This is a genomic window from Streptomyces sp. NPDC001056 (assembly GCF_053598955.1).
Window position 1 is genome coordinate 215,272 of sequence record NZ_JBSFLI010000004.1, and the last position, 24,261, is coordinate 239,532.

Below are 24,261 nucleotides of genomic sequence, written 5' to 3' on the forward strand. Positions count from 1 at the left end.
ACTCTTCCCTCTCCGCTCATTGTTCCTGCACCGCCCATTCCGGAGCGTGTTCCACCACCGGCCGTCCACCGCGCAGCGCCGGCTGCCCCAGGACGGCCAGCGCCAGGGCGAAGAGCCCGCCGCCGACCCCCGCCCAGGCCCCCGCCGCGGACCCGAAGGAGTCGGCCAGCCGGCCCCCCGCCGCCGTGCCCGTGGCGATGCTGAGGGCACCGGCGCTGGTGAGCCAGGAGAATCCCTCGGACAACGCGCCCTTGGGGCAGACCGATTCGAGGAGCGTGCTGCCCGCGATCAGCCCCGGGGAGATCGCGACCCCGGCGAGAACGGCGAGGAAGCCCATCACGAGGGAGGAGGGGGCGAAGGCGAGCGGGAGCACGCCCAGCGTGAGCACGCCGCAGGTGACCGTCAGCAGGCGGGCCTGGGTCAGCCGCCAGTTGACGGCGCCGTAGACGGCGCCCGCGATCAGGCTGCCGACCGAGATCAGGGCCAGGAACACACCACCGAGCCCGGGTTCGTGCTGCTCCTTGGCGAACGCGATCATCGTGACGTCGACCGCGCCGAACTGGAAGCCCATCCCGGCGTAGCAGAGCATCAGGACCCATACGCCGGGCACCTTGATGGCGCGCTCGTCGCTCGGCCCGGCCGCTCCCTGCGGCGCCGGCTCGGAGCGCCGGTGCAGCGCGACCGCGACGGAACCGGCGAGCGTCAGCAGTCCGCAGGCGACCAGCCCGGCGGCCGGGTGCACGGCCGAGGCCAGCACGGTGACCACGAGCGGCCCGAGCAGGAAGATCGTGTCGTCCAGGATGGACTCCATGGCGTACGCCGTGCGCAGCACGTCCGCCTCGACCATCACCGCCCATCGCGCGCGCATGAACGAGGTGAACGACACCGAGGTGCAGCCGCACGCCACGGCCGCCAGGATCATCAGCAGCAGCGGGGCCTTGAGCGTGATGGCGAGGAGCAGCAGCGTCATGCCCGCGACATGCGCGGCGCCCGCGCCGAGCAGCACCCGCCGCTGGCTGATCCGGTCGGCCGTCCGCCCGAGCAGCGGGCTGACCACACCCTGTGCGAGCAGCATGGCGGCCGCCACGGTGCCCGCCCGGGCCATGGAGCCCGTCATCGCGGAGACGAGCATCAGGATGCTGATGGACCGCATGGCGATCGGGGCCCGGCCGACCACGCCCCACAGAGCCAGTGGCGTGGCGCCGGGTAACCGGAGCAGTCTCAGATAGGAACCGAACCCCGAATGCGACCCCGAAACCGCAGCGGACACAGCACTCCTGTCGGCATGAAATAGGCCATGTGGAAAGCTCTGGCAAATTCGGGTCGGAAACTCGGTTCCGCCACATGTCGGGAAACTATTCGCTTCCCCGCCGACCGTGCCGATCTGGTGCGCCCCCGCCCGCTGCCGTGCCGTGGTGATAGTAGGGTGATCACCGCAGGGTGTCAACGGCTTATATTCGTGGCGTGAGTTGGGAAAAGTGACGCCGGTGCCGGGACACGGACCCGGCCGTTCCGGACTTCCTGTGCGACGGTGATTTATTTCCCCATACGATGACGGACGACCGCGGGTGAACGGGCGGTCCCGACCGATTCGATGCAGGAGGAAAACGTGACCGAGCGGACGTCCGGCGGGCCAGTCAAACAGCGGAAGAACGGGCTCGACCGCGGGATCAGCGACGAACTCGCCGCGAACATGAACCAGGGCTGGGCCGACACCGAGCGCGACGATCTGCGGCCGATACCGCAGGCCGCCCACACCGCCCGCCGCCGCGCCGCGCTGTCCGCCCGCTTCCCCGGCGAGCGTCTGGTCGTCCCGGCGGGCCGGCTCAAGGTCCGCGCCAATGACACCTACTACCGCTTTCGGCCCTCCTCCGACTACGCCTATCTGACCGGCGACCAGACCGAGAACGGCGTGCTGGTCCTGGAGCCCCTCGCGGACGGCGGCCACACCGCGACCGCCTATCTGCTGCCCCGGTCCGACCGCGAGAACGGGGAGTTCTGGCTTTCCGACCGCGGCGAACTGTGGGACGGCCGCCGCAACAGCCTCACCGAGAACGCCCGGCTGCTCGGCCTGCCCTGCGAGGACGTTCGCGCCCTGCCGGACGCGCTGCGCGAGGCCACCGGCCCGGTCAGGGTGCTGCGCGGCCACGACACGGTCGTCGAGGACGCCCTCAGCGACAAGGTGACGGCCGAGCGCGACGAGGAACTGCGGGTGTTCCTCTCCGAGATGCGCCGGATCAAGGACGACTTCGAGATCGCCGACCTGCGCTTCGCCTGCGAGGCGACCGCGCGCGGCTTCGAGGACGTCGTACGGGTCCTCGACCGGGCGCAGGCCACCTCGGAGCGTTACATCGAGGGCACGTTCTTCCTGCGCGCCCGGGTCGAGGGCAACGACGTCGGCTACGCCTCGATCTGCGCCTCCGGCCCGCACGCCACCACCATCCACTGGGTGCGCAACGACGGCCCGGTGCGCCCCGGCGACCTGTTGCTCCTCGACGCCGGCGTGGAGACCCGCAACCTCTACACGGCCGACATCACCCGCACCCTGCCGGTCAGCGGGACGTTCACCCCGCTCCAGCGCAAGATCTACGACGCGGTGTACGAGGCCCAGGAGGCCGGCATCGCCGCGGTGCGGCCCGGCGCCGGGTACGGCGACTACCACCGCGAGGCGCAGCGGGTATTGACCGAACACCTCGTCTCCTGGGGCCTGTTGGGCGACCTCGCGGTGGACAAGGTCCTCGAACTCGGCCTCCAGCGCCGCTGGACGATGCACGGCACCGGGCACATGCTCGGCATCGACGTCCACGACTGCGCCGCGGCCCGCAGGGAGATGTACGTCGAAGGAACCCTGGAACCCGGCATGGTCCTGACCGTCGAGCCCGGCCTCTACTTCCAGGCCGACGACCTCACCGTGCCCGAGGAGTACCGGGGCATCGGCGTGCGCATCGAGGACGACATCCTCGTCACCGAGTCGGGCAACGAGAACCTGTCGCTCGCGCTGCCCCGCCGCTCGGCGGAGGTCGAGGCCTGGATGGCGGGACTCGGGGACTGACACGACCGCCGCCGGCCGGGTGTGAGCGCGGGCCGGCGGCAGTGGGCGGGCGTGGGCCGGCTGTCGGACGCGGGCGCGGACGGTCGGCCCTCCGCGGGCGCGGTTTCCCGGTGCCGGTCCTGGCGGTGAGACCCGTCTCGGGCGGGTCTCCTGCCCGACCGGTCCGCCCGGTGCCGCGGTGTCAGCGGGATCGCGCATAGAAGGCCGCCAGCAGGCGTGGTGTCTGATGTCGGTAGAGGTCGGCGAGGCGGGCCGAGGGGAGACCGGATTCGCGCAGGGCGGTGACGAGGCGCGCGGCGAGCAGGGAGTTGCCGCCGATGTCGAAGAAGTTCTCGTCCAGGCCCGCCTCCAGGCCCGTCGCCCTGTCCCAGCAGGCGAGGACCAGGGCCTGGGTGTCGTCCACCGGGTCCTCGGTCCGGCCGGCGCGCGGGACGGGGAGGGCCGACACGTCGAGCTTGCCGTTGGGGGTGAGCGGCATGGCCGGTACGGCGGTGAGTGTGGCCGGGAGCATGTAGTCGGGCAGGGCCGCGGCCAGCCCGCGCCGGACCCCCTCGGCGTCCCAGGGGCCCGCGTCCGGGGCGGGCACGACATAGGCGTCCAGCCGGTCCAGGGCCGGGTCGCCGGGTACGGGCCGGCAGACCACCACGGCGGCGGCGAGCACCTCCGGCCGCGCCAGCAGTACGGCACGGATCTCGCCCAACTCGATCCGATGGCCGCGGAGTTTGACCTGCTGGTCGAGGCGGCCGAGGTGCTCCAGGGAGCCGTCGGGCAGCATCCGCCCGAGGTCGCCGCTGAGATAGATCCGCTCCCCGCTCACCGGATCGGCGACGAAGCGCCGCGCGGTCAGCTCCGCGCGGTTGACGTACCCGAGGGCGACACCGGCCCCGCCCACCGCGATCTCACCCGACGCGCCGGGCGGCAGCGGCCGCCGGTGCCCGTCCACCACGCGGACGGACCAGCCGGGCAGCGCCGGGCCGACCGACCGGGAGGCGGCGGCCACCAGCTCCTCGGTGATCTCCTGTGCCGTCACATGGACCGTGGTCTCCGTGATGCCGTACATGTTCACCAGCCGGCACTCGGCCGCCGGATGCACCGCGAGCCAGCGTCCCAGGCCCGCCGTGTCGAGGGTCTCCCCGCCGAACACGACCAGTCGCAGGGCGAGTTCGGTGCGCGCGCGGCATTCCAGTTCCACCAGTTGCAGGAAGCTGGAGGGCGTCTGGTTCAGCACCGTCACCCCCTGCTCGGCCAGCAGCGCGCGGAACTCGTCGGGTGCGCGTCGTACGGACTCCGGTACGACGACCAGCCGCCCGCCCGTGAGCAGGCACCCCCAGATCTCCCACACGGAGAAGTCGAACGCCACGGAGTGGAACCAGGTCCACACGTCGTCGGGGCCGAACCCGAAGGACGGGGCGGTCGCGGCCACCAGACCGAGCACGCTCCGGTGTGCGACCTCGACGCCCTTGGGCCGGCCCGTGGAGCCGGAGGTGAAGATGATGTACGCCGGGTCCGCACCGCCGCCGGCCGCCCGCTCCGGCACCGGCGCCGAGGCGGTGTCCCCGAGCCGCCGGGCGGTGACCGCGGGCAGGCCGAGGGGGCGTACCCGCTCGGCGTCCTCGGTGACGACGAGCGCCAGACCGCTGTCCTCGGCCATGAACGCGAGCCGCTCGTCGGGTACGTGCGGGTCCATGGGGACGTAGACCGCGCCGGACTTGAGAACGGCCAGCAGGGCGGCGACGGTCGCCGCGGAACGGTCCAGGAGCACGCCCACCCGGCTGCCGCGGACCGCACCGGCCGCCCGCAGCCGGACGCTGATCTCGTCGGCCCACTCGTCCAGTTCCCGGTAGCCGACGTGCCCGCCGGAATCCGTCACGGCCACGGCGTCAGGGGTGCGCCCGGCCTGCGCGGCGAAGGCGGCGGGGATGCTCGACGGAAGGTCCCCGGAAAGCTCCGGAGCGCGGCCGAGCGCCACGGACTCCCGCTCCTCGTCCGGCCCTTGGAGCGGGATCTCGGCGAGCGTCCGGCGCTGCCGCGCGGGGTCCGTGAGCTGGTCGCGCAGATGGCTCACGGCGGCGTCCAGCCGCTGTGCCAGCCACGCGGGTACGTCACCCGGCCCGGCGGTCACCGAGGTCCGGCCGCCGTCGGGGTCCCGGGTCACGACGAGGGACGGGTGCCCGGCGTCCTCCTCCGCGGCTTCCACGAGAAGCCGGGCGGGGACGTCCTGACCGGCCGGTGCCATGATCTTCTCGTAGTGGCGCAGCAGGGCTTCCCGATACGCGCCGACGGTCGTCCCCTCCTTTGCCCGGACGTCCACCGCCTGGTAGTCGCCGAGGCCCACCCGGGCCTCGACGTCCCGCTGTCCGGCGAAGCGGGATACCGCGAGCACGGCCGCCGCCAGTAAGTCCTGTGGTGGGTCGACCGGGGTGCCGGCCTCGGCGTTCGACGACCGCTGTGCGCGCATCCGCTCCAACTCCCAACGTCCTGTGAGATCGTGTCGCCCGCGCGGCGGAACCGCGGCGCGTGGATCAGGCGCTGCCGCCGAGTTCCTTCTCCATGTGGGCCATCAGCGGCCCCCACTGCTCGGTCAGGTACATGTGGCTGCCGGGAAGCTCGAAGGACCCGAACCGGCCCGTCGTGAAGTCCCGCCAGCGCCCCGCCGCTTCGGCGTCCACGAGCGCGTCGCGCTCACCGCGCACGGTGACGACGGAGCACGAGGCGAGGGGGTCGGCGGGGGGCTCGTACGACTCGTGCGCGGTCACGTCCGCGCGCAGGGCCGGCAGGATCAGTTCGCGCAGTTCGGGGTCCTCGGGGATGGACTGCGGCTCGCCGGCGTTCAGGCCGACCTGGTTCAGGAGGCCCTCGTCGGGCAGGTCCGCCGCACGCGTCCAGGGGATCTCGCCGGGGGCGGCGGAGCCGCTGGCGAAGAGGACCAACTCCCGGGTGGGGCATTCCACTTCGAGCAGCCGGGCCAGCTCGTACGCGACGATCGCGCCGAAGCAGTGCCCGAAGAGGGTGATCCGGCGCCGGTCGGCCACCGCCGTGATCGCGGCCGGGAGGATGGCGCGGGCGAGCCGCGGAACGGTGTCGAAGGGCTCTTCGAACAGCAGCTTCTCCTTTCCCGGGAGATCGATCGGCGCCACGTCGAAGACGGACGAGGCACCGCTCCAGGGGGCGAAGAAACTGGGGCCGCCACCGGCCGGCGGAAAGCAGAGCAGGATGTCCGAGCGGGAACCGTCCATGCGTGGTCAACCTTCCGAAGGGCTGAACGTGTCGAGGTAGAGGCGCAATTCGGCTTTGAGCGCGGCGATGATGTTCTCCTCGCGGCGGAATCCATGGCCTTCGCCCTCGAACAGGAGATGGGTGCGCACCAGGTCCGGGTTCTTGACGCGGGCCAGGAAACGATCGCACTGGGCCGCCGGGCAGACCGGGTCCTCGGCGCCGTGGAAGAGCGCGAAGGGCGTCGTGACGCGCTCGGCGTGATGGATGGGGGAGCGTTCCACGAAGCGTTCCGGGACCTCGTCGGGGCGGCCGATCAGCCCCTCCACGTAACGCGATTCGAAGTCGTGCGTCTCACCCGTGACCGTGGCGGCCGCGTCGAGCAGCGGGTAGTAGATCGCCGCGCAGGCGTAGCGGCCCCCGGCGAGCGGAGAGGCCAGGGACGCCGCGGCGGTCCAGCCCCCGGCGCTGCCGCCGCGGATCGCCACCCGCGCCGGGTCGGCCAGTCCCTCCGCCACGAGCGCCGAGACGACATCGGCGCAGTCCTGGACGTCGCCGACCCCCCACTGGCCGCGCAGCCGTTCACGGTAGGCGCGGCCGTAGCCGGTGGAGCCGCTGTAGTCGACGACCACGACGCCGATGCCCCGTGAGGCGAAGTACGCGATCTGGAGGTCGAGGGCCTTCGGCGTCCGTGCGGTCGGGCCGCCGTGCACCCACACCACGAACGGTGTCCTCTCGCCCTGCGGGCCGGTGAAGCCGGGGTTGCGGGGACGGTAGAGGCACGCCTGGATGTCGCGTCCGTCCGCGCCCTCGAAGGTGCGCGGCTCCGGCAGCGGGCAGTAGGCCGGATCGAGGCCGTCCCCCTCGGAAGCGGAGACGACCTTCGCGGCCAGGGTGCGGGCCGACGTCTCCACGACCTCGTAGCCGGACGCGGGTCCCGCGGCCACACCGAAGACGCGGTCCCCCCGTACCGCCAGCGTCGGCGCCCACTCGGTCCACGGCCCCGCCACATCGGTCAGCGTCCCCGTCCCGGGGTCGAGGATGCCGAGGGTGAGCCGGCCGTGCCCGTGCAGGACGGCGATCCGGCCGTCCGGAAGCACCCGGAACCACTCCATGCCCACCTGCCACAACGCCCCGGCGAACTCCTCCCGGGCCGGGTACAGGTTGCGCGCCCGCCCGGTGGTGGCGTCCACCCGGTGCAGGTTCCACCAGCCGCTGCGGTCGGTGCTGACGATCAGTTCGTCGGCGGTGTACCACTCCACCTGGGCGATGGACTCGACGGACGCGACGGCCTCCCCGGCCCCGTCCGAGGTGAGCGCCAGGGTCCGCTGCTCGCGCAGGCCCCCGCCGGGATCGACCTCGGCGAGGTGCAGCGCCGTCGCGTCCCACGGCATGTCCGGGTGATCCCACGACAGCCACGCCGCCCGTCCGCCGTCCGGTGACAGCACCGCACCCGTGAGGAACCGCGGCCCGTCGTCCGTCAGTTCCCTGATCCCGGCGCGATCCCCGGCGGCCGATCCGTCCAGCGGCACGGCCGCCAGGACGCGGCGGACATCACCCGGCCGCGGACCCGTGTGCTCCTCCAGGACGCACCAGACCTCACCGCCGCCCGGCCCGACGCGGGGCGCGCACCAGCGCAGTCGGCGTCCCTCACCCGCCGCGGCCTCCGGCGTCAGCGCCCGGGGCGCCTCGTCCTGCGCCGGGGCGTACGCGTACAGCCGTTGGTCCGCGTGATGGGTGAACACGACGAGCGGGCCCCCGGTCGCGCGCTCGTGGCAGGTCCAGGGCCGGCCGCCGTACTCGTGCACGCTGTTGCGGACGTTCCAGGGTGCGGGCAGCACGTCATGCCGCTGTCCGTCGCGCAGGCACAGCAGGGCCTGCCGCCCGCCCTCGCTCGGGCGCAGCTCGGTCCACCACACCTCGTCCCCGACGCAACCGAGCCATTCGGCCCGGCCGGGGTGCGAGGCGGCCGCCTCCTCGGTGACGGGGGAGGACCAGGTCCCATAGGGGGCCGGGTGCGGGGGGCGGGTCATGGTGAGCCTTTCGTCGGCGGCTTCGAAGTCAGCCTTCGAACCAGATGGCGCTGCGGTCATGGAATTCCTGGTCGCGGTCGTGGCAGCAGACGTCCTTCTTCCGCGCCAGCAGATGGGTGCCCGCCCGGGGGTCGTCGCTGTCGTGCAGTCCGCAGGACGCGAGCAGCTCCCGTACCTCCCCGCACCGCTCCGGACCCGCGAGGAGGACGGCGCCGTGCGGGACGACGAGGTCGGCCAGCGAGCCGATCAGCCGGGCGGCCGGCACCGCGTCCAGCTGCGGGCAGGCAGGCTCGACGTAGGCGCCGGGGAAGCGCGGATGGCCGCCGAGGCCCGCCGGGTCCTTGCGGACGACGTCGTGCGCGGTCACCTCCAGCACGGCGAGCCCGCGCCGCGCGAGCGCCGCGCCGAGGGCCGCCCCGACCTCGCCGACGGCGAGGACGCGGGGGGCGATGCCCGGATTGGCCTGGGCGGACATCGAGGCGAAGAGGGCGAACTTGTTGAACGCGAGGGCGAGGGGGCCGGCCCCGGGGGCGGGCGCGGGCTCAGTCTGCTGAGGGTTCACCGATCTCCTTGAGGAATTCCAGGATCGCGGCGGCGATCGTGGCGGAGTGGCCGGTCGGGACGTGCGCAGCGCCGTCGATCTCCAGGTAGCGCGCGTCCGGCATCGTCTCGACGGCGCGCCGGAGCAGCGCGGGCGGGAACATGCGGTCCCACTCGGAGGCGACCACCAGGGCGGGGACCGTGAGCCCGGCGAGTTCGGTCAGATGGTCCTCGCGGGCCCACTGAAGGGTCGCGGCGGTCTGCCCGACCACGCCGGCGTCGGCAGGCCCGGCGATGATCTCGGCCGTCAGCTCCCGTGCCTCGGCCACCGCGCGGGCGTCGTGCCACCGCGTGGGCGGGACCAGCCCGTCGGCGGCCAGCCAGCGCAGCGCGGCCGGGGGCGGCGGGTCCAGCGTGTACAGCTCCGCCGTGGCTTCGAGCACCGGTACGGCGGCGGGGGAGAGGTCACCGCAGCCCTGGAGGAAGGTGACGGAGCGGACCAGGTCGGGTCGGCGCAGGGCCACCGCCTGGGTGACGAGGCCACCGAGCGACGACCCGATCACATGGAAGGGTCCCATGCCGAGGTGTTCCATCAGGCCGATGGTGTCCCCGACCAGGTCCTCCCAGGTGTACGGGGCGGCGGGCACCGCCGAGGGCGGCATGCCCCGGTTGTCGAAGACGACGGTGCGGTAGCCGGCCGCCAGCAGTGCCGGCACGGTCTGCATCTCCCAGACGACCGACGACTGACCGGACCCGGCGACATGGAGCACCGGAGCGCCCCGGTCGCCGTCGACCGCGTACGAGAGATCCGTTCCGTTGATCCTGGCGAGTGGCACGGCGGCGAACTCCATGGGGGCTGGGCGGTGGGGGGTGGTTCGGCACGGCTCGGTTCCCGTGCCCGGGGCGGATCGGACGGCGGAGGGCGCCGCGTATCACCTCGTACCCGGTGCCGGCCCGGAGCTCCGGGCGATGGTGCGCAGGAGGCCGGCCAGGGTCGGCGACCGCAGGAAGTCCCGCAGCCCCACCTCGACCCCCAACTCCCTTCTGAGCAGCCCGACCAGACGGACCGCGCGGGTCGAGTTGCCGCCCACGTCGAAGAAGTTGTCGTCGTCGCCCAGCTCGTCCCGCTCCAGGACCTGGCAGAGGAAGCGGGCGACCTCGGGCCGCCGTGCGTCCTGTCCGGCCGGCGCGGCGGGCTCGGCCACGGCCACCCGGCCGAGTCCGGCGAGCCGGGCGCGGTCGGTCTTGCCGTTGGCGGTCACGGGGATCTGGTCCACGATCGCCCACAGCCCCGGCACCATGTACGCGGGCAGCCGCTGGTCGAGGAACGCGCTGAGTTCGGCCGTCGAGGGGGCCGAGCCGGTGTCCTCGGGGACACAGGCGGCGAGGAGTTGCCTGCTCACGCCGCCGTCGTCGGCGACCACCACGGCGGCGTCCCGCACCCCGGGGTGTTCGCGCAGCGCGGCCGCGATCTCGCCGGGTTCGATCCGGAAGCCGCGGATCTTGACCTGGTCGTCCACCCGGCCGAGGAACCGCACCCGGTCCCGGGAGTCCAGGCGGACCAGGTCGCCGGTCCTGTAGAGGCGCTCGGGGACGTCCGCAGAGAAGTGCCCGAAGCGCTCCGCGGTCCCGGCCGGGTCGCCCGCGTAGTCGAGGGCCAGCCCGTCCCCGCTCACGTACAACTCCCCCGCGGCTCCGGGCGGGAGCAGCCGGCCGCGCTCGTCCAGGACGTGCACGCCGGAGCGGGGCACCGGGACGCCGATGGGCAGCGGGTCCTCGACGTCCTCGGCGCGTCCGACGGTGTGCACGGTGGAGAAGGTGGTGTTCTCCGTCGGGCCGTACCCGTTGGTGACGAGCAGATGCGGGTGGCGTCCGAGGAGTTCGGCCACCTGTCGGGCGGGCACCACGTCCCCGCCGGTCAGTACGTGCCGTACACCGGTGAACCCGTCCGGGGCGAAGTCGGCCACGAGCCGGAACAGTCCCGACGTCAGCCAGCACACCGTCACCCCGCGCCGCCGCAGGAAGCCGCCGATCTCGGCCGGCGTGGGCAGCCCGGCCGGCAGGACCTCGATCGCCGCGCCGGACAGCAGCGGGCCCCAGATCTCCAGGGTCGACGCGTCGAAGCTCAGCGGCGCGAACCGCAGCACGCGCTCGCCGGGGCCGAGCCGCAGGTAACGGACGTCGTGCACCAGCCGGGCGACCGCCCGGTGCGGGACGCGCACGCCCTTGGGCGTTCCGGTGGAGCCCGAGGTGAACGCGAGATACGCGACCCGGTCGGGGTCCCCTTCACCGGCCGGCCGTACGGCGGCGTCCTCGGCGCCGGCCGGCCACGGCTCCACCAGTGGCAGCCCGATCTCGCCCAGCCGTCCCAGCTCCGCCCCGGGCCGCGCCACCACCGCGGCGGGCTTCACGCGCTCGAACATCTGGTCGACGCGGTTCGCGGGCAGGGCCGGGTCCATCCCCAGGTAGGAGGCGCCGGCCCACAGGGCGCCCAGGACGGCCACGATCTCGGCGACCGACCGGTCGAGGGCGATCACCACGGTGTCCCCGGTCCTGACCCCGACCGCGTGCAGCCGCGCCGCCTGGCGGGCCGCCGCCTCGGCCAACTCGGCGTAGGTGAGCGCGTGTCCGCCCTCGCGTACGGCGGTCGCCGACGGCTGCCGTTCGACCTGGGCGAGGAACAACTCCTCGACCGTCCGCGCCGGATACGGCTGCTCGGTCCGGTTCAAGCGGTCGAGCCGGGCCCGTTGGGGCGGGGACACGGCCCGTACGTCTTCGAGGACCGCCGCCAGCGGGTCCCGCGCCAGACGTACGACGGCCTCCCCGAAGTCGGCGAGGAACGCCTCCGCCTCCGCCGGAAGCAGCACGGCGGTCGCGTACTCCAGACTGCCCGCGTAGGACGGATCGCTGTCGCTGACGAACAGTGTCGCGTCGAACTGCGAGCCACCGCCGTGCAGTTCCTCGATCCGGACGGCGAGCTCACGGGTGGCCAGGCGCCGGGGCACCAGCTGGTCGTGCATGCCGAAGCAGAACTGCACCAGCGGGTGGCGGCTGGTGCTGCCGCCCATGCCCAGCCGGGTGACCAGCGTGTCGACGGGCAGCGAGCCGTGTTCGAGGCTGAGGGCCAAAGAACGCTGCACGGCGCGCAGATAGTCGCCGACGCCTTGGTCGTCGTCGATGTCGATCCTGACCGGCACCAGATTGCCGGTCACCGCGACCAGTTCGCGCAGCTCGGGGGTGGTGCGGCCGGCAAGGGGCACGCCGATCAGCAGCCGGCGGGCGCCGGTGTGGCGGCTGAGGGTGAGGGCGTAGCCGCCGAGGAGGAGGGCGAAGGGGGTGACACCGCACTCCCTGGCCCGCGCGGTGATCCCGGCGGAGGCCGCGGTGCCGAGGTCGAAGGGGGCGCGGGTGCCGGACGGGTCCTGCAACTCGGGACGCCGGCGGTCGGTCGGCAGCTCCAACACCGCCGGGACGCCCGCCAGATGCCGCTCCCAGAACGCGCCCTGCCGGTCCCACACCCCGCTGCCGGACAGGTGCTCCTGGTGGTCCAGCAGGGACTGGAACCGGGGGGCGGGCGGGAGCGACCGGTCCGGGTGGTCGTAGGCGTCGAACAGCTCGCGCAGCAGCAGGCCGACCGACCAGCCGTCGAGCAGCAGGTGATGGGCGATCAGCACCAGGGCGTGGCGGTCGCTTCCGGCGGACGCGAGGAGGAAGCGCAGCGGGGGAGCGACGGCGAGGTCGAACACCACCCGCCCCTCCCGGGCCGCCGCCGACCGCACGAAGGACTCGAAGTCGCCGTCACGCTCCGCCTCGTAAGCCAACTCCTCGACGGACACGGTGAATTCGTCGCCCACCTGCCGGTCGACCCGGCCGTCCACGTCCACGAAGCGGGTGCGCAGGTTCTCGTGCCGGCGGCCCACCGAGGCCACCGCCTCGGCCAGCGGTTCCCGTCGGAGGGGGCCCTGCGCGAAGGCGAGGAAGACCAGGTTGTACGGCGAGCCGCCGACCGCCCGCTCGGTGAGCCACATGCCCTGCTGCGCGTGCGACAACCGCCCCTCGCCGCAGCCGGGTTCGGCGACCGGGCGCCGCCCGTCGGCGGGAGCGGGCCCGGCGCCCGGACGGCGCGTCCCGGGACCGGTCGCCGTCCCCGCTCCAGCCGCGTCCGAGAGGACCGTGTGCAACGGCTCGTCCGCCAGCAGCCGCCCGAGGGGAACGGCGACACCGAGCTTTTCCTCGGCGAGCGAGACCAAGTGCATCGCCCGCAGGGAGTCACCACCCAGTCGCACAAAGCTCAGTTCGGCGAGTGCGGCCGTGTCCGCCTCCCCGGGGAGTACCGAAAGCGCGAGTTCCTCAAGGAGATGAGCCATCCTGCGACTCCTTAGGGCGTTCAGATGCTCAGGTGGGCAGGAATAAATGTTTTGACAAATCCCGAGTGGCCGCACGCATCAGGGCAGGCCGGGCCGGCAGGGGGAAGAGGAGATTAGTGGCAGATGGTTCGGGAGCTAATCACGGACCGTCGCGGGGAGTCAACAGCCGCCCAGTCAATAGCCCGAGGCGACTCCACCCAAGGCGAAGTCGACATAACGGGAAATCTGGACATCTCTGTGCGGTCACGGGTTTGGCGATGATCCTCTTGCCTCGCTCTCGGCTGTGTGTTTGACTGCATCGATCATTCGGGCCGGTGTCTGTGACGGATCTGTGCGCGACGGGGGATCTACCCATGCCTCATGTTCGGCAGCTTGGCGAGCCAGAAACGACGAAAGCCGCGTTAGCGATTGAAGCGGAGCCAGGTGTTCCTGGCTCCTGGGACGACATTGTCGCCGCTACTCCCGCACCCGTCCCCGCCACCACGACGGATCGCTGGTTGCGGCTCGCGCCGAAGCGTCTGCCGGGAGAACGTGTCACCATCTCTCTGCGTGGGATGTCGGGTGAGCCTGAATTAGCGCTCCATGGCTCGGTCATGACGGGTCCCTCACCGAATACGCGCATCGATCCGTATTCGATATTCTCGGGAGCCTCGTCCTATCAGGGCCTGGCGACCGAGGGCCCGCACCCTTGGCGGGCGCTCGAACCCGGGGACGTCTATCCCTGTCTGCTCGTGCTGATGCCACATTACGAGGCGCTCCCGGTGGGCAGGCTCGCGAAGGACCCCGAGGCCTGCGCCGTGCTGCTGGAGCGGCTACGGCAGTGGGCCGGCGAACAGGGGCTGCGGAGCATCGCCTTCGAGTACCTCGCCCCGGAGGCGGCGGTCCTCACGGACGCCCTGCGTGCGGCGGGGTGGCCGGTGGTGGAGTTCGCGGCCCGCTGCGACCTCCACGTCACCTGGTCCGACTTCGACGGCTACATGGACACCCTGTCCTCGCGCCGCCGGGTGCGGGTGCGCCGTGAGCTGCGCGCCCTGGCGGAGGCCGGGGTGCGCGTCGGCACCCGCGCCCTGCGGGACGAGGAGGCCGAACTGGTCGACCTGCGCTGCCAGCTGGTCGTCAAGTACGGGGGGACCGCGGACCACGCCAAGGAGGCGTCGATGATCCGCCGGCTCCGGTCCTGCTTCGGCGACGACGAGATCACCGTCGTCACGGCCGAACGCGAGGGGAAGACACTGGGATTCGGCGTCTTCGTCCAGGACGGCGGGACGTGGATGCCCACCCTCGCCGGGGCGGACTACACCGACCCCCACTCCCGGCTCACCTATTTCGCCACGCTCTTCTACAAGCCCATCGAGCTGGCACCCGAGCGGGGCATCCGGATCATTCCATACGGCCTCGGCTCATGGCAGGCCAAGCAACTGCGAGGATGCGTCGCCGCCCCGCTGTACGGCGCCGCTCTGCGCCTTGACGGCCACCTATAGCGATCCTTCACGGGCATATACAGGGAAAGGCCCCATGACAATCGAAGACGAACGGGCCATTCGAGAGGGACAGTCTTTCGATGAATCGGTCTGGCAAACTCACGCGTTCTGCCTGATCAGTCCGGACAGTCTGCGCGAACAGCGAGTCGGCGCCATACTCGACCATCTCGCGGTCGCGGGTTTCAGGCCCGTCGGATGGCGGGAAGTGAGAGTGACCGCCCAGCAGATCGACGCGATTGCCGAGATTCAGAACGTCGGCGCCGGGAGCACATTCCGCTATCGGGCCCTCGACGCCCTCTTCTCTCTCGGGCCCTCGGTGGCCGTCCGGCTGATCGACGAAGTCCCCCGCACGGCCGAGGAGCGATACGCCGTTCTCCACGAAATCAAAGGCGGCACACCGCCCCGAACGCGTCCCGGTTCGATCCGTCACGAGGTCGGCTCGGTGAACGCCATTCTGAGCCTGCTCCATCTGTCGGACAGCCCCGCGAACGCCGCCCGGGAATCGGCCGCGATACTCGGCCCCGAACCGCTCGCGGCATTCCACGACGGCGGGACGCTCGACGGATACCTCTCGCTGCTCGCCCGGACCCAGCCCCGGGAATCCCGCGACCACGTCGCCGTCCTCGGCGCGCTGCGCGGCCGTATCGTCGCCGCGCTGTGGACCGACCTCACCGACGAAGGCCGGGCCCTCGCCGACCGGTTGGCCGCCCGCGGCGAACTCGCCCGGCCGGACGCCGGCGCCCGGCTCGCCGGACTGGTCCGTCCCGAGGCCGCCGCCCACCCGCTGCTCGCCGTCCTCGCCCACCCCTTCGACCCGAGCGCGGCCCCCTGGGACCTGTCCGAGGTGGACCTCGTGCTCCGGCGCCACGGCTGCGCGTGCGACTCCTGGGAGACCGCGGTCCTGACCACCTCGCAGTACTTCGAGCCCGTCCTCACCACGAAAGGCGCGCATGGACACGCAGACCGCGATCATGACCTTGGGACGGACTGAGCCGCCGTCCTCGACCGTCGACGCCGCCCTGAACACGCTGGACGGCGAGATCACCCCCGAGGATCTGTACGCGATCCTCTCCCGCTCGAAGGTCACGCGCCTCGCGCACGCCGCCCTCGACGGCCACACCGGCTCCGCCTGGGCGGCCCGGCTGTACGAACTCCTCGCCGACGAGGTCCGCCAGGACGACGCCTGGCAGGCCGAGGCCGCCCCGAAGATGCGCGAGGTCGTCGCGGCCGTCGAGGAGTTCGGCGGACGCATCATCAAGGGACTGTGCGCCCAGTCGGTGTACCCCCGCCCGGAGCTGCGCCATCTCGGCGACGTGGACGTGCAGTTCCCGCAGTGGGCCGCCGCCCGGCCGCTGGTCGACTGGCTGCGCGAGCGCGACTGGGTGTACGACACCGACGAGATGCCCTGGCTCAAGTGGCACGACAACGGTTCCCTGTACGGCCAGGTCTCGCTCGTCTACCCGGACAACAAGAACCCGTACGCCCGCGTCGACCTGCACATCGGCGCCTTCTCGGTCGGCCACGCCGGACTGCTCCCGCTCGTCGGCTGGCGCTCCGGCACCGCACTCGGGCTGCCCGCCACCGTGCCCAGCGTCGAGACCTCGATCGCGATCACCGCCGCGCACGCCCTGTGCGACCAGATGCTGTCCGTCAAGGACGTCAACGACCTGCACGCGCTGGTCGGTCACACCACGCCCGACTGGGTGTCGGTGAGCGAGCTGTGCCGCTCGGTGCAGGCCGAGGGCGCGCTCGCCCGGGTGGTCAACGCGGTCCGCCAGGCCTACCCGGAGAGCACCGCCGTACTCCCCCCGGACCTGGGGGAGGAGACGGGCCTGGAGCTGACCCCGCCGGGAGCCGAGGCGCGGGCCGAGGCGTTCGCCTCCCTCGCGTACGAGGACGAGCGCGCACGCGGCGCCGGAGAGGCGGCCGCGACCGCACTCGCCGACTCCGCGCGCCACTACTTCTCCGCCGACCTGAGCCCCCGTGTCGCGGACCCGGACGGGGGCGCGGCCCCGGGCGATCCGGGGCGGGACCGCTGCTGGCGGCTGGTGCCGCGCGAGGTGTGGGAGCCGCTCGCCGAGACCGGGGCCGGGGCCCCAGCGGAGGTCACGAGCATCGAACTCGCCGCCGGCATCACCCTGTTCAGCGGCGCGAACGCCTGGGCCGTCCGGTACGGGAACGACGTGCTCGTGCCCACCGTCTGGGGTGAGATCAGCCGGGAGAGCCTCGCGCTCGCCCGCCGCCTCACGGCAGGGCCGGCGTGATCGACCTCAGCGGATCTCCCGCCCCCTGGCCGGACGAGGCCACCCGGCTGTGGGCCGACCGGGTCGCCCTGGCGGCCCGGCAGGCCGACCTGTGGACCGTGCCCGCGCCACGGGGCGACGAGGTCCTCCGGGAGGCGCTGGCCGGACAACTCGGTTTGCCGGTTGAGCAGTTGACCATCACATCCAGCCTGCGGGCCACCGCGTTGACCTACGCCAGGCGCTTCGGGCACGTGGTGCTGGAACGTCCCACCTACCCCGGCGTCGTACCCGTCCTCGCGGGCGCCGGCGCCAAGGTCACCCGGGCCTCCTGGGACGAGCTCCTCAACGGCGCCGTCGGCGGCGCGCCGCAAGACACCGTGCTGTGGCTCACCTCCCCCGGACGCAACCCGGACGGAGCCACGCTCACCGACGAAGGCCGCGCCCGGATCGCGGAGTTGGCCGCCGAGGGCTACCGCGTCGTCGTCAACGAGACGTACGCCTGGTTCTGCGGCCACGCCGGCACCCCCGCCGGGGCCGACAGCGCCGGCACCCTGCACAAGCTCCGGGGCGTCGGCGCGCGCCTCGGCTGGACGGCCGGACCCAGCTGCTTCGAGGAGGCGTTCCCGGAACTGCTGGGCACACCGCCCTCGCCGGTCTGGCAGCGGGCCTGGGGCCTGTTCTTCCGGGACGGCGGCCTCGACCTGCTGCGGGACGGCCTGCTGGCCGAAGTGGACGCCGCCAAGGCCGCGTTCAGGGACCGGCTGGCCTCGGCGCACGGCATCGCGTTCCCCGCCTTCGACGGGCCCAACGCGCTGATCCCGCTGGCCGCCCAGGCGCCACCGGAACCCGGGGCCCCGGCCGCCGAGCACGTGGAGGAGTCCGCGCTCGCCGCGTTCCACGAGGAGGGATTCAAGGTCGTGGCCGCCCGGCACTTCGACGCCGACCGCCCCGCCCTGCGCGCCACCTTCTTCGGGGTCGGCGCCGCCGAGGCCATACGCTTCGCCGACGCGGTGGCCCGCTCGCCGCGCATCGCACTCCGGCTCCGATGTCAGGGACACACATGACCGACACGACACCAGCACTGCCCGCCGACCTCCTCGACCGGGCGCTGCGCGGCCGGGGCGTCGACCGGTTCGCGGGCGTCCCCTGCTCCTACTTCGCCGGACTCATCCCCCTGCTCCAGCGGGACGGCCGCTACGTGGCCTCCGCCAACGAGGGCGCGGCCTTCGCCACCGCCTGCGGCTTCTCCCTGGCGGGTTCGCCCGGCGCCGTGCTGGTGCAGAACTCGGGTCTCGGCAACCTGGTCAACCCCCTCACCTCGCTGGCCGCCCCGTACGACATCGGTGTGCTGATGTTCGTCAGCCACCGGGGCGACCCGGACGGCCCGCCCGACGAGCCGCAGCACCGGCTGATGGGCGCCGCGACCGTCCCGCTCCTCGACGCGCTCCGGGTACCGCACTGGCAACTGTCCGGCGACGTCGACGACTTGGGATCGACCCTGGACGCCGCCCTCGACGCGGTCCGGTCCGGGCGCACCGCCGCCCTGGTCGTCCCGCGCGGGGTGATGCAGAAGCCGGGCCCCGCCGAGGAAGCCCCCGAGACCTCCGAACGACCGGGCACCCAGGACGTGGTGGCGGCGCTCGGCGCGCTGCTCGGGGACGAACTGGTCGTCTCCACCACGGGGTTCACCTCCCGCTGGCTGTTCGCCGGCGCCGACCGGCCCGGCAACTTCTACATGCAGGGCTCCATGGGCCACGCGATCTCCCTCGGCCTCGGCCTGGCACTGGCCCGCACCGACCGGCGGGTGTTCGTGCTCGACGGCGACGGCGCGTGCCTGATGCACATGGGCGCGCTCGGCACCGTCGGCGCGCAGGCCCCCGGCAACCTCGTGCACGTGGTCCTGGACAACCAGCAGTACGAGTCGACCGGCGGCCAGCCCACCGCGGGCGCCCGCACCCGGTTCGAGGACGTCGCCCGCGCGAGCGGCTACCGCTGGGGCGGCCGTGTCACGGCCCTCAGCGAGCTCAAACCCGCCCTGGAAAGCCTCGGTTCGCAGCCCGGGCCCGCTCTGCTGGTCATCGAGACCACGGCCGGCGCGGGCGCCGCGCCCCCGCGGGCCACGGCCAGTCTGGAGCCCGAGGCGATCCGCACCCGATTCATGACCGCGGCCGCCGGCTGAGCACCGTACCCGCCCGCCGCGGCACCACCGGCCCCCCCACCCTAAGGACTTGAGACCATGACCGTGCACGACACCACCCTGAGGCCGGCTCCCGCCACGTCCATCGGAGTCGGCGTCCACGACGCGCTCACCGCGCGGATGGTGCAGAGCGCCGGCTTCGACCTGCTGTGGCTCGGCAGCCTGGAGGTCTGTTCGCGCTTCGCCATACCCGACCGCAACCTGCTCACCCCGACCGAGATGACCTCCGTCATCCGCGAGGTCAAGGCGGCCACGACCCTCCCCGTCTACGTCGACGCCGACAACGGCTACGGCAGCGACCTCACCGCCGCCCGCGCGGTGCGCGCCTTCGAGGACGCCGGCGCCCACACCGTCGTCATCGAGGACAACGTCTTCCCCAAGCGCAACTCGCTCGCCGCCGAGGAGTCCCGCGACCTCATGGACACCGAGGAGTTCGCCCGGCGCCTGGAGCGGGTGACCGCCGAGCGCAAGAACCTGCGCATCGTCGCCCGCTGCGAGGCCCTGGTCGCCGGACTGGGCGTCGACGAGGCGGTGCGCCGCATGCGCCGCTACGCCGAGACCGGCGTGGACGGGCTGTTCGTGCAGGTCAACAAGAAGTGCAAGGACCAGCTCTTCCCGGCCCTGGAGCAGGTCCGCGGACTGCTGCCGATCACCCTCGCGCCCACCTCGCTGCCGGAGGTGCCGTTGGAGACGTTCGCCGAGTACGGCGCGACGACCGTGCTCTTCGCGAACGTCGTCGTGCGCCGCATGCTGGCGACGCTCCCCGGCATGCTCGCCACCCTGCGCGACGAGTGCCTGCTCTCCGCCGTCGAGCCGGACATCGCCCCGGTGGAGCAGGTGCTGCGCATGACCGACGAGCGAGTGGGCTAGCCCTGCGATGCCGGCCACAGGCATACGGATCTCCTCCCACACCCGGATCCCGGACCCGCTCGGCTGGGACGCCGTGGTCGCCGCCGCGGGCGCGCCGGTCTTCTACCGGTCCGCACTGCTCACCTCGTACGCCGCCCGCCCCCTGCAACCCACCCTCGACGTCCGCTACCTCACCGTCGGCTCCGGTGACGACCTGGCCGCCGTCATGCCGCTGTACCTGGTACCGGCCCGGGACCCGTTCGGCAAGCAGACCACCGACGGCCCGCCCTGGGCGGTGAGCCACTTCTGGCACTGCTACGACACCCGGCTGCCCCTGCGGCACGGGGAGAAGGAGCTGGTGGAGCCGCTGTGGGACGCGATGCGGGCGCAGGCCCGTCAGTGGGGCGCGGCCGAGTTCGGGTTCATCAACATGGCACTGGACTCACCGCTCACCCCGCTCATGGAAGGCAGGGCGCGCCGGGTGCCGCGCAACCACCGCTTCCGCATGCCCCTGACGGCCGTCGGAGGCTTCGCCGAGCACCTCGAACGGCTTCCCGGCCGGGTACGGCAGGACGCGCGCCGGCAGCTGCGGCTCGCGGCCAGAGCGGGGATCACCGGACACGTCTACCGCGACCCGCTGCCCGAACGCGTCGTGCGGGACGCGTGCCGGCTGCTCAAGCTGACCGCCGACCGCTACAACCCCGGCTACTACGAACAGGGGCCGCTGTCCCACCTGTTGACCAACGTGGGCGCGCCCGCGTGCGTCTTCACCCTGGAGGACGCGGGGCACGTCGTCGCCGCCTCGGTCTCCTTCATGGACGGACGGACCCTGCACAACTGGGCCATCGGTGTGGAAGGCGAGGTGCGCCGCGACTTCAGCCCCTACCTGGTGCTGCTGGACCTCTCCGTCGACTACGCGGTGTCCCAGGGCTGTGAGGTCATCGAGCTGGGCCGCACCAACCCGGCGTGGAAGCAGCGCTTCGGCGCGGAGCCCGTCGAGCTCGTCTCCTGGATGTGCAACTCGGAAGATCGAAAGGAATTTTCATGACGAAGCCGGCCACAGCGCTCGCTGAGGTCTTCGACCAGGGCATACCGGTGCTCGCGGTGCTCGGTGCCCAGCGCGCCGGCCTCCTCGCGGCGCTCCTCGAACGGGCCGCGAGCGCCGAGGAGTTCGCGACCGACCTCAAGCTGGACCCGCTGGCCACACGGCTCACCCTCAACGTCCTCGTGCACAGCGGGGCGGCCGTCCACGCGGACGGCCGGTACCAGGCCTCACCCGAGCTGGCCGAGCGCGCCCGCAACGCCCCGGGCGGCGTCGAGCTGCACCTGAACCTCTTCGACCACCTGCCCGAACTGCTCGTCTCCGGCAAGCCGCTGCTGTCCATGGACGGCACGCTGGAGGAGCGGGGCCGCCACTACGCCCAGGTCGCCCAGGGACTGGGGCACATGTACCCGGCCGCGGCGGCCGAGCTGGCCGCGGCGCTGGAAGGAGAGCCCTACGGCCTGGGCCGGGGCGCCCGCTCCGTGCTCGACCTCGGCGCCGGCTCCGGCGTGTGGAGCCTCGCCGTCGCCGCCCGGATGCCCGAGGCCCGGGTCACCGCCGTGGACCTGCCGCCGGTCCTCGAAGGACTGCGGCACAACGCGGCCGACGCCGGCGTCGAGGCACGGGTCGCCACGCTGGAGGGCAGCTACTTCGACGTCGACCTGGCCGAGGCCGCCCACGACCTGGTGATCCTCGGCAACATCCTGCACCTGGAGACCGCCGGGGACGCCGAGCGCCTGGTGCACCGGGCGGCCGCCGCCGTCAGGCCGGGCGGGACGCTCGCCGTCATCGACATCCTCGGCGACGGGCCGTACGAGACGAATCCGGTGCGCGCCCAGTACGCCCTGTTCCTGGCCGCCCGCACCAGCAGCGGGGCCATGTACTCCCGCGCGGAGGTGACGGACTGGCTCACCGAGGCGGGCCTCACCGGCATGCGGACGGTCGAACTCCCCAGCGCCCCGCCGCACTTCACCTGCCTCACGGCCGTACGACCGCTCTGACGAACCGACCCCTGAGAGATCGAGTACATGACGGACTCCAAACCCAGCATGTTCCTGCCGCTCAAACACCGGGACTTCGCCTTCCTGTGGACCGGGCAGTCCCTGAGTTCCATCGGCAACGCCATGTTCCCGATCATCCTGGCGATGGTCGTCCTGGACCGCGACGCCGGCGCCACCGGACTCGGCGTGGTCCTCGCGGTGCAGGGCATCGCGCTGGCCGTGGGCACGGTCCTCGCGGCCTCCATCGGCGACCGCTGGCGCCGCACCCGTGTGATGATCGGGGCGGACGTCGTGCGCGCCGTGGGCGTCGCCGCCATCGCGATCGCCCCGGTCCACCTGAACACGGCCGTCTTCATGGTCCTGGTGATCGCCATCGGCATCGCCGAGGGCCTGTTCCTGCCCGCGTACAGCGCCGTGCCCCCGCGGCTGCTGCCGGAGGACGCCCTCCAGGGCGGCAACGCGCTCAGCGCCCTGTCGCAGTACGTCTCCATGGTGGCCGGGCCGACCCTGGCCGGTCTCGTGATCGCCGGGGTCGGCCCTGGGCCCGCGCTGTGGATCGACGTCGGCACCTTCGCCGCCAGCCTCGCCACCCTCGTGTTCATCAGGGAGACCGACGCCGCCGACGCGCGCGACGAGTCCCCCGGCGACGAGGAGCCCGGCGGCATCATCCGGCGCGGCCTGCGCGACTTCAACGAGGGCATCCGGGAGATCCGCTCCCGCCCCTGGGTGGGCGCCTCCATCGGCATGGCGACCATCGTCATGACCTTCTGCGTGGCCCCCGCCTTCCTCGCCGCGCCGATCGTCGCCGAGAAGAGCCTCGGCGGGTCCGCCGCCTACGGCGGTGCGTTCGCCGCCCTCGGCGTCGGCTCGATCATCGGCTCGGTCGTCGGCGGCAGGATCCGCACCCGCCGCCCGGGAACCGTCGCGGTCTGCGGCATCTTCACCATCTTCGGATCGGTGGGCTCGCTCGCCGTGCTGCCGCTGGTCGGCGTCCTCATCTGCTGGGCGATCGCCGGCGTCGGCGTCACCGTCTTCTCCATCCTGTGGATGACCGCCCTGCAACAGGACGTCCCCGACCGGGTCCTCGGCCGCGTCATGGCCCTGGACTGGCTGGGCAGCCAGGGCCTGATGCCGCTCGGCTACGCGGCGGCCGGCGTCGTCGCGGCCAGCATCGGAACCCGCGACATGCTCATCGTGAGCGCCTTCATCGTGCTGGTCGCCGCCCCGCTGCCACTGCTGGTGCGCGGCGGTTCGACGTTCTCCTCCCGGCCCGCGGCCGTGGAGAACGAGCCGGCCGAGAGCACGGTCTGACGAGGCCCGACGCGGTCCGACCCTGCCCGGCTCCGTCCAGCCCGGCTCGACTCGGTTTGATGCCTAAGGAGGCAGCATCATGCTCGGTGCACAGATGCAGTTCGAACTCAGCAGACTGGTCGACGCGGCCTGGGCCGTCGCCGCCTACGCCGCGCAGGGCCGCGACGACCTGACACCGCAGCAGCGCGCCGCGGTGGAACGGGCGCTCACCCTGTCCGGGCTGCCGGTCGGCTCCCACGATCCGGAGTTCGCCGCCGCCCTGACCAGCCAGCTCGCCCAGGCCGCGGCGTTCGCCGAGGGCCCCACCAAGGGCTGGGGCGACATGCCCGACGAGGTCCTGCTCGCCCAGGGGCGCGGCTCGCGCCAGGTCGCCGACTGGATCGTCGACGAGGCCGCCCCCGTCCTCGGCCTCACCGGCATCGCCGAGCGGACGGACGCCGTCTTCCTCGACGTCGGCGTGGGCACCGGCCAGCTCGCCGCGCGCATCGCCGAACGCTGGCCGCGCGCCCGCGTCGTCGGCGTGGACCGCATGGAACGCGTGCTGGGTCTCGCCCGCACCGTGATCGACGAGGCGGGCTGCGCCGACCGGGTCGAGCTGCGGCACGGCGACGTCACCGACCTCGCCGACGACGCGGTGTACGACCTGGCCTGGCTGCCGCTGAGCTTCATGTCCCCCGACGCGATCCCGAAGGCGTTGGAGGCGGTGCGCCGGGTGCTGCGGCCCGGCGGCTGGGTGATCGCCACCACGTTCGCCGCCGACTCCGAACTCCCGATCGTCAACGCGATGTCCGACCTGGTCACCGCGGTCAACGGCGGCAGCTCCGTGACCCAGGAGGACCTTCTGGTGGAGATCCGCGCCGCCGGTTACAGCGAGACCGTGTCGCTGCCGTCCACCCCGCTGACCGGCGCGCTGACCGCCGCCCGCGGCTGAG

The 24,261-nt window shown here is 72.8% G+C and carries 18 protein-coding genes; 11 read left to right on the top strand and 7 right to left on the bottom strand.

Annotation, left to right across the window (positions count from 1 at the left end; all coding sequences use genetic code 11):
* Positions 1–16: 16 nt before the first annotated feature.
* Positions 17–1,153, bottom strand: coding sequence for an MFS transporter (locus ACWDD7_RS07340; protein WP_450456672.1), 1,137 nt, complete (start codon positions 1,151–1,153; stop codon positions 17–19).
* A gap of 441 nt (positions 1,154–1,594) precedes the next feature.
* Between ACWDD7_RS07340 and ACWDD7_RS07345 the strand changes: the two genes are divergently transcribed.
* Positions 1,595–3,052, top strand: a complete 1,458-nt coding sequence (locus ACWDD7_RS07345; protein WP_450456673.1) for an aminopeptidase P family protein — start codon at positions 1,595–1,597, stop codon at positions 3,050–3,052.
* Positions 3,053–3,233: 181 nt separating this feature from the next.
* Here the strand turns inward: ACWDD7_RS07345 and ACWDD7_RS07350 are convergent, their stop codons facing one another.
* The 6 genes from ACWDD7_RS07350 to ACWDD7_RS07375 form a co-directional block, all read right to left on the bottom strand.
* The gene (locus tag ACWDD7_RS07350) at positions 3,234–5,510 is read right to left on the bottom strand and encodes a non-ribosomal peptide synthetase (protein ID WP_450456674.1); all 2,277 of its coding nucleotides are present in this window, start codon (positions 5,508–5,510) and stop codon (positions 3,234–3,236) included.
* A gap of 64 nt (positions 5,511–5,574) precedes the next feature.
* Complete coding sequence (locus ACWDD7_RS07355) at positions 5,575–6,288, bottom strand: thioesterase II family protein (protein WP_351871804.1); 714 nt, start codon at positions 6,286–6,288, stop codon at positions 5,575–5,577.
* Positions 6,289–6,294: 6 nt separating this feature from the next.
* Complete coding sequence (locus tag ACWDD7_RS07360; protein WP_450456675.1) at positions 6,295–8,298, bottom strand: prolyl oligopeptidase family serine peptidase; 2,004 nt, start codon at positions 8,296–8,298, stop codon at positions 6,295–6,297.
* Positions 8,299–8,326: 28 nt separating this feature from the next.
* The gene (locus ACWDD7_RS07365) at positions 8,327–8,860 is read right to left on the bottom strand and encodes a hypothetical protein (protein ID WP_450456676.1); all 534 of its coding nucleotides are present in this window, start codon (positions 8,858–8,860) and stop codon (positions 8,327–8,329) included.
* Positions 8,841–9,674: an alpha/beta fold hydrolase gene (locus ACWDD7_RS07370; protein ID WP_351871798.1), complete on the bottom strand. Its 834-nt coding sequence runs from the start codon at positions 9,672–9,674 to the stop codon at positions 8,841–8,843. The genes ACWDD7_RS07365 and ACWDD7_RS07370 overlap by 20 nt, the downstream gene beginning before the upstream one ends.
* 96 nt (positions 9,675–9,770) lie before the next feature.
* Entirely contained in the window at positions 9,771–13,205 is a 3,435-nt protein-coding gene (locus tag ACWDD7_RS07375; protein WP_450456677.1) for a non-ribosomal peptide synthetase, read from the bottom strand.
* A gap of 593 nt (positions 13,206–13,798) precedes the next feature.
* Between ACWDD7_RS07375 and ACWDD7_RS07380 the strand changes: the two genes are divergently transcribed.
* From ACWDD7_RS07380 to ACWDD7_RS07425, 10 genes are all read left to right on the top strand, one after another.
* Entirely contained in the window at positions 13,799–14,686 is an 888-nt protein-coding gene (locus ACWDD7_RS07380) for a GNAT family N-acetyltransferase (protein WP_450456678.1), read from the top strand.
* Between the two features lie 34 nt (positions 14,687–14,720).
* A complete protein-coding gene (locus tag ACWDD7_RS07385) occupies positions 14,721–15,677 on the top strand; it encodes a nucleoside-diphosphate kinase (protein WP_450456733.1) in 957 nt (318 codons plus the stop codon).
* On the top strand, positions 15,637–16,950 hold the full coding sequence (locus ACWDD7_RS07390) for a nucleotidyltransferase family protein (RefSeq protein ID WP_450456679.1): 1,314 nt from the start codon (positions 15,637–15,639) through the stop codon (positions 16,948–16,950). The genes ACWDD7_RS07385 and ACWDD7_RS07390 overlap by 41 nt, the downstream gene beginning before the upstream one ends.
* On the top strand, positions 16,947–17,993 hold the full coding sequence (locus ACWDD7_RS07395; RefSeq protein WP_450456680.1) for an aminotransferase class I/II-fold pyridoxal phosphate-dependent enzyme: 1,047 nt from the start codon (positions 16,947–16,949) through the stop codon (positions 17,991–17,993). Before ACWDD7_RS07390 ends, ACWDD7_RS07395 begins: the two co-directional genes overlap by 4 nt.
* Complete coding sequence (aepY, locus tag ACWDD7_RS07400) at positions 17,990–19,108, top strand: phosphonopyruvate decarboxylase (protein ID WP_450456681.1); 1,119 nt, start codon at positions 17,990–17,992, stop codon at positions 19,106–19,108. Before ACWDD7_RS07395 ends, aepY begins: the two co-directional genes overlap by 4 nt.
* A gap of 57 nt (positions 19,109–19,165) precedes the next feature.
* Complete coding sequence (locus ACWDD7_RS07405) at positions 19,166–19,996, top strand: isocitrate lyase/phosphoenolpyruvate mutase family protein (protein ID WP_351877419.1); 831 nt, start codon at positions 19,166–19,168, stop codon at positions 19,994–19,996.
* A gap of 7 nt (positions 19,997–20,003) precedes the next feature.
* On the top strand, positions 20,004–21,023 hold the full coding sequence (locus ACWDD7_RS07410) for a GNAT family N-acetyltransferase (RefSeq protein ID WP_351877417.1): 1,020 nt from the start codon (positions 20,004–20,006) through the stop codon (positions 21,021–21,023).
* The gene (locus ACWDD7_RS07415; protein WP_450456682.1) at positions 21,020–22,018 is read left to right on the top strand and encodes a class I SAM-dependent methyltransferase; all 999 of its coding nucleotides are present in this window, start codon (positions 21,020–21,022) and stop codon (positions 22,016–22,018) included. The genes ACWDD7_RS07410 and ACWDD7_RS07415 overlap by 4 nt, the downstream gene beginning before the upstream one ends.
* Positions 22,019–22,045: 27 nt before the next feature.
* Positions 22,046–23,329, top strand: a complete 1,284-nt coding sequence (locus ACWDD7_RS07420) for an MFS transporter (RefSeq protein WP_351877413.1) — start codon at positions 22,046–22,048, stop codon at positions 23,327–23,329.
* Between the two features lie 79 nt (positions 23,330–23,408).
* Positions 23,409–24,260 (top strand): class I SAM-dependent methyltransferase, encoded by an 852-nt coding sequence (locus ACWDD7_RS07425; RefSeq protein ID WP_351877411.1) that lies wholly within the window; start codon positions 23,409–23,411, stop codon positions 24,258–24,260.
* The last annotated feature ends 1 nt before the right edge of the window (position 24,261 follow it).

Excerpts from the sequence above, each read along its gene's own strand:
- ACWDD7_RS07410 (WP_351877417.1), top strand. The coding sequence starts at position 20,004 with ATGCCGGCCACAGGCATACGGATCTCCTCCCACACCCGGATCCCGGAC.
- ACWDD7_RS07350 (WP_450456674.1), bottom strand. The coding sequence starts at position 5,510 with ATGCGCGCACAGCGGTCGTCGAACGCCGAGGCCGGCACCCCGGTCGAC.
- ACWDD7_RS07385 (WP_450456733.1), top strand. The coding sequence starts at position 14,721 with ATGACAATCGAAGACGAACGGGCCATTCGAGAGGGACAGTCTTTCGAT.
- ACWDD7_RS07420 (WP_351877413.1), top strand. The coding sequence starts at position 22,046 with ATGACGGACTCCAAACCCAGCATGTTCCTGCCGCTCAAACACCGGGAC.
- ACWDD7_RS07415 (WP_450456682.1), top strand. The coding sequence starts at position 21,020 with ATGACGAAGCCGGCCACAGCGCTCGCTGAGGTCTTCGACCAGGGCATA.
- ACWDD7_RS07345 (WP_450456673.1), top strand. The coding sequence starts at position 1,595 with ATGCAGGAGGAAAACGTGACCGAGCGGACGTCCGGCGGGCCAGTCAAA.
- aepY (WP_450456681.1), top strand. The coding sequence starts at position 17,990 with ATGACCGACACGACACCAGCACTGCCCGCCGACCTCCTCGACCGGGCG.
- ACWDD7_RS07405 (WP_351877419.1), top strand. The coding sequence starts at position 19,166 with ATGACCGTGCACGACACCACCCTGAGGCCGGCTCCCGCCACGTCCATC.
- ACWDD7_RS07425 (WP_351877411.1), top strand. The coding sequence starts at position 23,409 with ATGCTCGGTGCACAGATGCAGTTCGAACTCAGCAGACTGGTCGACGCG.
- ACWDD7_RS07355 (WP_351871804.1), bottom strand. The coding sequence starts at position 6,288 with ATGGACGGTTCCCGCTCGGACATCCTGCTCTGCTTTCCGCCGGCCGGT.
- ACWDD7_RS07360 (WP_450456675.1), bottom strand. The coding sequence starts at position 8,298 with ATGACCCGCCCCCCGCACCCGGCCCCCTATGGGACCTGGTCCTCCCCC.
- ACWDD7_RS07340 (WP_450456672.1), bottom strand. The coding sequence starts at position 1,153 with ATGCGGTCCATCAGCATCCTGATGCTCGTCTCCGCGATGACGGGCTCC.
- ACWDD7_RS07380 (WP_450456678.1), top strand. The coding sequence starts at position 13,799 with ATGACGGGTCCCTCACCGAATACGCGCATCGATCCGTATTCGATATTC.
- ACWDD7_RS07375 (WP_450456677.1), bottom strand. The coding sequence starts at position 13,205 with ATGGCTCATCTCCTTGAGGAACTCGCGCTTTCGGTACTCCCCGGGGAG.
- ACWDD7_RS07390 (WP_450456679.1), top strand. The coding sequence starts at position 15,637 with ATGGACACGCAGACCGCGATCATGACCTTGGGACGGACTGAGCCGCCG.